The sequence below is a fragment of the Azohydromonas australica DSM 1124 genome (genome assembly GCF_000430725.1).
GTDB classification, from domain to species: Bacteria; Pseudomonadota; Gammaproteobacteria; order Burkholderiales; family Burkholderiaceae_C; genus Azohydromonas; species Azohydromonas australica.
In genome coordinates this window covers 21760-31009 of record NZ_KE387207.1, presented here as the reverse complement: position 1 = coordinate 31009, position 9250 = coordinate 21760, and the positions used below count along the sequence as shown (strand labels likewise).

Genomic DNA, 9250 nt, shown 5'->3' with positions numbered 1-9250 from the left:
CAACGTGTTCCCGATCGCGCTGCCGCCGCTGCGCGACCGCTCCAGCGACGTGCCGCTGCTGGCCGAGCACTTCCTGGCCGCGGTATGCGAGCGCGGCGCTGGAGAAGCTCGCCGCCTGCCGCTGGCCGGGCAACGTGCGCGAGCTGCGCAACGTGGTGCGGCGCGCTTTCGTGATGGCTGAAGGGGAGCCGATCACCGACGAGTGGCTGCCCGCCAACGGGAGCGCATCGCAGCACGTCGCGGGGCCCGGCAGAAGCGAGCCGGTGTTGACGCTGCCGGTCGGCACCTCAATGGCGGAGATGGAGCGGCAACTGATCCTCGCCACGCTGCATCACTGCAAGCAGCACAAGGAACAGACCGCCGTCATGCTTGGCATCAGCATGAAGACGCTATACAACCGCCTCCGGGAATACGCAACTGAGCCACACCCGCACGGCCGATAGCCGGTTGCAACGCTTGGCCAACCTGCAGCTTGGAAGCGATGGCAATGAGATTCAGCCATGTACTGGCGTATGCGCGGCTGTCGCGATCTGCTTTGTTTGGCAATAGGCAGATCCGCCATGTGTGATGAGTGCGCCTACAACCTTATGGCGGTTTGTCATTGACTTATAGGGAATTTCTACAGCGTGCGCCATCTCACCATCGATGCAGCAGAGGATAGCTTCTCCTTTACTGAATTGGGCGATCTATAGGCTGGGCACGACCTCGCTAGGCAGCGAACGATCCACCGGCGCCTTGATGCAGCAGCGCGTGCCGCTCTCCCCACCAAATGAGACCTGCGCGCCGAGTTGCCGCGACAGCATCAATACCAGCCTCATTCCCAGGCTTGTGGTGGCCTTCGGATCGAAGTTCGCTGGCAATCCCGGCCCATCGTCGGCTACCAGCAGCGACAGCTGCCCTGCATCGGCTGCCCTCAGCTCGACACGCAGCACGCCGCTGGTCCTGCCCTGGTAGGCGTACTTCAGCGCGTTCGTGATCAGCTCGCTGGCGATAAGCCCCAGCGGAATGGCGGTATTGACGGGCAGCAGCAGCGGCTGCAGATCCAATTCAGGCCGTACGGTGGCGCGACTGCCCGTGGCGCGCACGAGCTGCTCCACCAGACCGTGCAGGTAGTCGCCGAAGTCCAGTCTGGAGAGATGGTGCTGCTGGTACAGCCGCTCGTGCACCAGCGCCATCGCACGCACGCGGCTCTCGGCTTCGGAGAACACCTCCTGGAGCGCCGGCTCCCTGAGTTGCCGGCGCTGCAGCTGCAGCAGACTGGAGATGACCTGCAGGTTGTTTTTCACCCGGTGGTGGATCTCCTGTACCAGCACCTCCTTTTCCGCGAGTGCCGAATGAAGCGCTACGTCGGCCTCTCGACGCGCCGTGATGTCGCGGTTCGTACCGAACTGGCGCAGCAACGTTCCGTCTTCGGAAAAGCTCGCCATGCCGTGGTCGTCCAACCATACCCATGCACCGTCCGGCGCCTGGAACCGATATTCGACCACGTAGGCAGGTTCGTGCGGCGTCACGGCGCCCCGGGTCGCGAGCAGGACCTTCCTGTCGTGAGGGTGGACCCGCTGGAGATACTGGGCATCGTAGCCTTGCAGCGGCAGTCCCAGTGACGAGTACAGGCCGCCGGTACGCTGTGCCTTTCCTGTGGCCGGTTCGTACTCGTAGGCGCCCATGCGCGCAGCCTCCAGCGCCAGCCGCAACCGCTCCTCGCTCGTGCGCATGGCCTGCTCGGCCCGCTTGCGTTCGGTGATGTCGATGGCGCTCACCGCATAGACGCCCTCACCCGCCTCGTTGCGTGCCACGTGGGCGTGCATCAGCACCTCGAAGGTGGAGCCGTCCTTGCGCCGAGCCGTGTACTCCAGCCAGCACGAGCCCTGGCTGCGAAGTTCGGCGTAGAGGTGCCGCATCTGCCTGGAATCGGTGCCGTGCTCCAAGGCCGACGTGCCGACGATCTCCAGCGGCGTGGCGTAGCCCCACATCCGGCAGTAGGCCTCGTTGACGTAGGTAAAGCGCAGCTCAGCGTCGGCGATGTGGAAAGCGTTGATGGAGTGCTCGATGGCATCGGTGAGCATACGCACCTGGGCGGTACGTGCTTCGACGCGCCGCTCCAGCTTTCCCAATTGCATGCGCACCGCGATGCCGGCCAGGACGGACTGTGCGATGCGCTCCAGGACGAGTCGGTCCTGCTCGCTCCAGCGGCGCGGCTGGTGGTCGATGGCGCACAGGGCGCCGAGCACATGTCCTTCGGGCGTGGCCAGTGGAACGCCAAGGTACGCTGCCACGCCCAGCACGCGCACCGCCTGGTTGTCGCGCGCCACTGGATCCAGCGCCGCATCGTCCACGGCCACCGCGGCGCCGGACACGACCACATGCTGACAGAAGGAAAGCAACAGGTCCGTCTCGCGCGCGCTGGCCCAGGGCTCGTGCAAGCCCACGGCGCTCTTGAAGAATTGCCTCTTGTCGTCCACCACGCTGAGCAGGCAGATCGGCGCCTGCAGTGTCCGCGCCGCCAGCCGTGTGAAACGGTCAAGGCTTTCCTCAGGACTCGAGTCCAGCAATCCGGTATGCCGCAATGCGGCCAGCCGTGCGGGATCGTCCAGCGGTTGCGCCACAGAGGGTACGGCGGGCGCCGCTTCGCGATCCGACACCGCCTGCCACAGCGCTTCATTGAGCTCGTGCAGGTGCTCCGCCTGGACCTGCGCCGTGTCGCTGGCTTGGCGAAGCTGCACGATGCTGCGCTGCAGGGCAATGCCCGACCAGGCAAGCAGTACCAGCACCGGCAGGCTGCCCACCAGGATGATCGCCATGGCCAGGCTGGCGTTCCGATCGGCCCGGGCCTCGCGGAGGTTGAGCAGCCGCAACTCTTCGGCGTCCAGCGCCCTCACCAGCGTCTCGACCAAGGCAGACCGGCTGGGGTTCGGCCCGGCGGCAACGCGCTGACGCGCCGCTTCCAGGCCGTCCCGGGCCCCGATCTCCACCGTCGCCGACAGGGACTGCATCAGCCTCTCCAGGCTGGGAGCGAGTTGATCCAGGCGCTGCTGCTGGACGGGGTTGTCGACGGTCAGCGCCCTGAGTTGCCAGAGGCGCTCATCAGCGTCGGCGCTGGCGCGCCGGTACGACAGTACCCATGACTCCAGGCCGCTCACGGCATATCCGCTCACGCTGCGGGACATGTCCATCACCGCGGTCTCGAAGCGGGCGAGCTCGATACGCACGTCCACCGTGTGCTGTCGCCAGGCGCTGGCGTTCAAGCCCTCGTAATGGGTCCACAGCGATGCGCTGATCACCAGCACCAGCAACCCGACCGCGGCCACCATCGAGGGTGGGGCGGGCACGCGTCCAAACTTCATCAGCGACTTTCGAAACTACCGCCGTGGTCATAACCCGTCCTGACGAGACGTCGGTTCCGTACTTCCCACAGGTGCTGGGCCTTGAGGTCGCTGATGTCCCAGGCTGTGGTCCTGGCCGAAGCAAGCGACACTGGCTTGCCTGGACCTCTGACGCAGGAGCAGCGGGCACGCCTGCGAAAGAGCTTCTGGCGTCGGGGCGCCTCTTGCGCCCTGGCCGCTACGCGGTTCAGATGCTGCTGACCTGGAGCAGAGCTCCGCAACCCTTGACCTGCTCGTATGGATCTCACCCGGGAAAAATCCCCAGGGCGGCGTGAAAACGTGATCCATCCCGTATCGTAGGGGCGATGACGCTCTTCGAGATTTCCGCCCTGGTACTGACCGTCGTAGCGATCTTCGGCTACATCAATCACAGGGTGCTCAAGCTTCCCGACACGCTGGGCAATACCGCCGTGGGACTCCTGGCTTCACTGGTGTTCATTGGCGCCGGCTCGGCCATGCCGGGCTTCACGCAGCATGCGCGGGCCGTGGTGGATCACATCGACTTTTCGGAAGTGGTGTTCCACGGTCTATTGCCGCTGCTGCTGTTTGCCAGCGGCCTGCATGTCGACTTTGCATCTCTGCGCAGCAGGCTCGTTCCGGTGTTTGTGCTGGCAACGATCGGCGTCCTGATTTCAAGCGTCGTCGTTGGGTATGCATTGCATTTCGGTCTCGCCCTGGCCGGTGTTGATGTCCCCCTGCCCTACTGCTTCGTCTTTGGAGCCCTGATCTCACCGACGGATCCCATCGCCGTGATCGGCGTGCTCAAGAAGGCTGGAGCGCCACAGGCCGTCGAGAGCAAGATCATGGGCGAAAGCCTTTTCAACGACGGCACGGGCGTGGTGGCTTTCCTGGTCCTGCTGGGTCTTGCCACGGGAGCCGCCACCCCGACACCGCTGGGCCTGGCCAAGATGCTCGGAATGGAGATTCTTGGTGGGCTGGCAACCGGCGCAGCAGTGGGCCTGGTGGCGCTGCTGCTGGTGAGGGACATTGACAGCTACCCCGTGGAAATCATCACCACCTTGGCTGCAGCCATCGGCGGCTTTGCCCTGGCCGAGCGGCTCCACGTATCCGGCCCGCTCGTCGTCGTCGTGGCCGGTCTTGTTGTGGGCAACCGCGGCGTGAAGTCGATGAGCGACACCACCCGCGAGCACCTTTTCTCCTTTTGGGAACTGCTCGACGAGATTCTCAACCTTGTCCTGTTCGGACTCATCGGGATGATGATATTGGCGCTGTCGTTTGGCTTGGAAAACTTCCTTGCCGCGCTCATCGCCATTCCTGTGGTGCTCTTTGCTCGGTGGATGAGCGTTGCAATATCGCTTGCGCTGTCGCGCAAGGGACGCCGCGCCGAAGCCGAGACCGTTTCCGTGCTGACCTGGGGCGGTTTGCGTGGCGGTATCTCCATCGCCCTGGCTCTGTCACTGCCCCAGTTTGAAGGGCGCTCAGAGCTTGTATCGGCAGCCTACGGCGTCGTGTTGTTCAGTCTGCTGGTGCAGGCCACCACGCTGGGACGCCTTGTCAGGCACTTTGCCCATAAGCAGCAACCCGACCTGCTGCCAGCGACTGAACCAAGTGCATAAGGCACAGCTTCACCCATCACTCGGCACCCGGGTTCCGCTGCCGCTGCCGTGAGCTTCAAGGTGAAGCCAAGCAGTGACACGTCCGGTCCCGGGGCCTCGGCCTCGGTACCCTGACAGGGTTGGCGTGCCCATACTGCACGCAATCAGTCTGAGGTTTCTGGCGGCAAGCCCGATGCCAGCTACTCGTCGAGTTGACGAACGAACGTATGTCGACGGGCTTGGTCCAGTAGCCGTCAAAGCCCGCGGCGCGTGCCTGTTCGATGACGTGCGGCAGGGCATTGGCTGACAGCGCAAGGCCCGGCTGGCAGGATCCTGTCGCAGCTCCTGCAGGATCTCCAGGCCACCGATGTCGGGCAGGTTCATCGCGCCCGCAGTAGCGGCCGAATCTCACGACTGCGGCGGTTGTGCCAGCGCCGCCAGATGAATCAGCGGCGGCTGTCGGCGGTACAGCGAAGGTGCCAGGCAGGCCTGCCACCCCCTGGCGGTCATGCTATTGCGGCACGCACAGGTGCATCCAAGGCGCCAGCGATTGCTTCAGCCGCTCCAGGTGGTCGGTGAACTCCTGCAGCGCAGCCTGCACCGGCGCGCCCACCTGGATTGCCTCCTCCAGCCGGGAGGTTGCTTCCACGAGCCCGTTGGCGCCCAGCGCCAGCGCCGCGCCGCGCTGGCGGTGCAGCGAGCGCAATGCACTCGCGGCGTCGCCCGTTTCCAGGGCTGCCGTCACGGCGCTTGCCGTTTTCTCGGCATGGGTGATGAACTGTGCGCACAGCCGCATGAAGTGGGCAAAGTCGTCCCGCAGGAGAGCACGCACCGTTGTGTCGTCGATACCTTCGATGGACTGCCATGGCGGTGGGGCATGGGAGCTCGCAATGGGCCCGGTGGCTGGCGCAGCGGCCGCGGCCGCCACATTGGCTTGGCTGCGCCGGTGGCGCAGCAACACCGCCACGAGCTGCTCGATGTCCACCGGCTTGCTCAGAAAGTCCGTGGCGCCGGCGGCTATCGCCTGGTCGCGCTCCTGGGGCAGCACCGAGGCCGAGAACACGATGATCGGTACCTGCGTGAGTCCGAGCTCCCGGCGGATCACGCGCGTGGCGGTGAGGCCGTCCATGACGGGCATCTGCATGTCCATCAGGACCGCGTCGAAGGCAGCGTCGGGTGCCCGCAGGCACTGGATGGCCTGCTGGCCGTCGCGCGCCGGCGTGGCGTGTGCGCCTTCCAGGCGCAGCGCGCGCTCGGTGATGTCGAGGTTGGTGTCGTTGTCGTCTACGGTGAGCACATGCAGGCCTTCCAGGCGCGGATGTGCCGGTGCCGTGACGGGCTGCTGCTGGGCGTAAACGGCGGGCGGCGACACAGTGCCCGTGCTGCGCCCCAGAGGCAACTCGAACCAGAAGGTGCTGCCCACCCCCAGCGTGCTGTGTGCACCGATGCGCCCGCCCATGAGCTCGACCAGGCGCTTGCAGATCGACAGCCCGAGCCCGGTGCCGCCGTAGCGCCGCAGTGCACCTGTCTCGGCTTGCGTGAAAGGCTTGAACAGCCGCTCCAGAGCCTCCTGGCTGATGCCGATGCCGGTGTCGCGCACCTCGAAGCGCACCACCAGTTGCTGCGCGTTCTGCGACACGACCTTGGTGTGCACCACCACCTCACCCTGCTCGGTGAACTTGATGGCGTTGCCGATGAGGTTGATCAGCACCTGCTCCAGGCGTTGTGCATCGCCGACAAGTCCGTCATCCAGCCCTACCGAGGGCAGCTCGAACCGCAGCGGAACTCCCTTTGCGCGCGCCGTGGTGCCCAGCAGGCTGTCAAGCTGCGACAGCAGCGGCGCCAATGCAAAGGAGCGCCGCTCCAGCCGCAGCTGGCCCGCTTCGATTTTGGAGAGGTCCAGGATGTCGTTGAGCAGCGCCGTGAGCGAGCGCCCGGCCACCTCGATGCGCTGCACCATGTCGAGCTGCTCTGCGGGCAGCTGCTGGCGCGCCAACAGCTGCGTCAAGCCCACGATGGCATTCATCGGCGTGCGGATCTCGTGGCTCATGCTGGCCAGGAACTCAGACTTGGCCGCGTTCGCCCGGGCCAGCGCGGCGTTGCGCGCCTCGACCTGCACCGACGTGACCAGTGCGATGACCGTGGACAACAGCACGCCCAGCGCGATGCTGCCCATCGCCAGCCGGGCGCTGAAGCCGGACTGTCGCTCTCGCTCGCCCAGCAGCCGCTGCTCGTCGGCCTGCATCTGCGCCACGAGGGCACGGATCTCGTCCTGCAGCCGCTTGCCCTCGCCGCGAGAGACAAATGCCCGGGCCGCCTCGAAGCCCTGGCTCATGCGCAGGTCGACGACCTGGTCCACCAAGCCGATGCGTTTGGTGCTCAATGTCGCCAGGGTGGCATGGCGCCGCGCCTGGGCCGGGTCGTCAGCGACCAGGCGCCACAGGCGGTCGAGCTCCAGCATGCTGGAGCGCGCGGCATGCCGGTAGGGCTGCAGATAGGAAGTGTCGTCCGTGAGCAGGAACCCGCGCTGAGCGGTCTCCGCATCGACCGTCAGGGCCAGCACCTGGCCCAGCGAGTTCAGCACCTCGTGGGAGTGCGCCACCCATCGTGCGTCGTCGCGCAACTTGACGATGCTCCACACCGCCATCAGTCCGACCACCACGGTCAGCGCGATGGCGCACACGGTAGCCCGTGTCACCTGCCAGCGGCCAAGCCGCCACGTCTTGCGTTGATCCACGTGCCCCGCTGCGCCGGAATCCGGCTGCGCCATGCCCACTCCCATGCTTTTACTGCTCGACCGGGCCGGGTCGACCGGAGCGCCGAAGCCAAGTCATCAGCACCGCCGGCCTGAGCAGCAGTACGGCGTCACGAGACATTCCCCAGACCTCGAAAGTCGCTTCATCATAAGCGCAAGTGAACACACACAAACTATTGGCTGAATTGTGGGGTCATCGCGCCGTCATGCTAAAAGTGCTGTTCTGAGAAAACGCCAACCCGGTGCTCTACGGTTCTACGTTGCGACCTTCATACTGGATCTCAGCCGCGCGAGTTCGATCTGGCCAAGCAGTTGGCCGGCTTGTTGAAGCAGTTCCCGTCGCCCGCCATAGTCGTCGCCTGACAGCAATTTCATCAGCCGTGGTGTCCAGCCCTCGGAAGGACACTGGCAGCTTGATGCCGCGCGCAACCAAAGCCGGCAGCCCGAGTCCATCGCACGCCGGATATCGCCATAGGAGTCATCAGCACGCTCGAAGAAGGCAGTGTCGGACTCGATAAAGGACTCGGCCAGGTCCAGTACGGCTGCAGGGCTGGTGGGCAGCAACTCGCGCTCCACTTGGCGCAGCCACATTTCCAGTGCCCTGCCAAATACACCGGCCTCGGGATACTGGAAGTACCTGGAGTCCCGTTGCCATCCTTCGAGCTTTTGGCGGAAGGCGGCCGCTACAAGCTGCGGTCGGCCTGCAGTCTGAAGCCGCACCAGACGCTGTGCAACCGCCTCGTGGTCCCGGGCAAGCTCAATCAAGACCGAAACAAGGGTGTCGCCATCAACGGTGCTCAGGAATGTCGCCATGCCGTCGTCGTGGTGGTGAGTTTTTGCCATGGCCTTCAGTGGGTTGCAGTCAGAGTGTTTTCCTTGAGCGTCCAGGCGCCGGGTCGCTGCTTATCAGAACGGCGCGTCACGAAGACTCACTCTCGCGTCGAACCGCGCCGATACGACAAACCCACAGCCCGAGAGGAATCCCATGAACATTTCTCGGTTCCCGACACGTCATCCGAAACTTCATGGCCGCCCAGTCATAGCGGCCAAGACCGTGATCTCTAGCCACGCTCCGCACGAGCACAGATGAAAAAGGCATCGGCGACCTGTTCCAGCGCACCTTGCAAATTGCACAAGTCCATAACTCGCAGCGATCGCCTGGAAATCGCCTGGACAAGCAGCTCCCAGTCCTCGACGGCCTGTGTGACACGCTTGCGCGGCCAGGAACTCAGCGGCCCTGGTTCCATAGGCGCCTTCTGCAGGAGCAACCGAACTTCCTGCAGTTTCTGCTGCCACAGCGCTTCCAGCTGCGTGAAACTGATGACCTCGCACAGGTGCTGAATCCGCGCTCGATTCAATTGCCGCTCGGTATGGTGCAGCAGGTCGGCGATCTCCTCCATCGCTATGGAGTGATCGACTCGTGGCGTAGGGTCGATCAAACCCCAGGCAATCAGCAAGCGGTTGAGATTTTCAATCCAGTTGCTGTGAAACAAGGTGGCCATTGGCGTCCTCCTGGGTGCCTTGGGACAAGTGGTGAGTGGCGACAGGGAAGGTTT

6 protein-coding genes and 1 pseudogene are annotated in these 9250 nt (G+C 64.7%); 3 read left to right on the top strand and 4 right to left on the bottom strand.

Annotated features, from left to right (window positions below; all coding sequences use genetic code 11):
* Both H537_RS57090 and H537_RS56585 read left to right on the top strand, forming a co-directional pair.
* Nucleotides 1–181, top strand: a pseudogene (locus H537_RS57090) (sigma-54-dependent transcriptional regulator); the annotation flags it as partial.
* Nucleotides 135–443 carry a helix-turn-helix domain-containing protein gene (locus tag H537_RS56585; protein ID WP_029000455.1) on the top strand — a complete coding sequence of 103 codons (309 nt, stop codon included), beginning with the start codon at nt 135–137 and terminating at the stop codon, nt 441–443. The pseudogene H537_RS57090 and the gene H537_RS56585, both read left to right, overlap by 47 nt.
* A gap of 243 nt (nt 444–686) precedes the next feature.
* On the opposite strand, the gene H537_RS49775 is transcribed toward H537_RS56585, so the two are convergent.
* Nucleotides 687–3344, bottom strand: coding sequence for a histidine kinase dimerization/phosphoacceptor domain -containing protein (locus H537_RS49775; RefSeq protein WP_084150984.1), 2658 nt, complete (start codon nt 3342–3344; stop codon nt 687–689).
* 344 nt (nt 3345–3688) lie between these two features.
* On the opposite strand from H537_RS49775, the gene H537_RS45840 reads away from it, so the two are divergent.
* On the top strand, nt 3689–4960 hold the full coding sequence (locus H537_RS45840) for a cation:proton antiporter (RefSeq protein WP_051243354.1): 1272 nt from the start codon (nt 3689–3691) through the stop codon (nt 4958–4960).
* 490 nt (nt 4961–5450) lie between these two features.
* On the opposite strand, the gene H537_RS49770 is transcribed toward H537_RS45840, so the two are convergent.
* From H537_RS49770 to H537_RS0127645, 3 genes are all read right to left on the bottom strand, one after another.
* The gene (locus H537_RS49770; protein WP_084150983.1) at nt 5451–7721 is read right to left on the bottom strand and encodes a CHASE3 domain-containing protein; all 2271 of its coding nucleotides are present in this window, start codon (nt 7719–7721) and stop codon (nt 5451–5453) included.
* A gap of 228 nt (nt 7722–7949) precedes the next feature.
* Nucleotides 7950–8537 carry a DUF6880 family protein gene (locus H537_RS0127650; protein ID WP_029000453.1) on the bottom strand — a complete coding sequence of 196 codons (588 nt, stop codon included), beginning with the start codon at nt 8535–8537 and terminating at the stop codon, nt 7950–7952.
* A gap of 218 nt (nt 8538–8755) precedes the next feature.
* Nucleotides 8756–9196, bottom strand: coding sequence for a hypothetical protein (locus tag H537_RS0127645; protein ID WP_029000452.1), 441 nt, complete (start codon nt 9194–9196; stop codon nt 8756–8758).
* Nucleotides 9197–9250 lie beyond the last annotated feature (54 nt).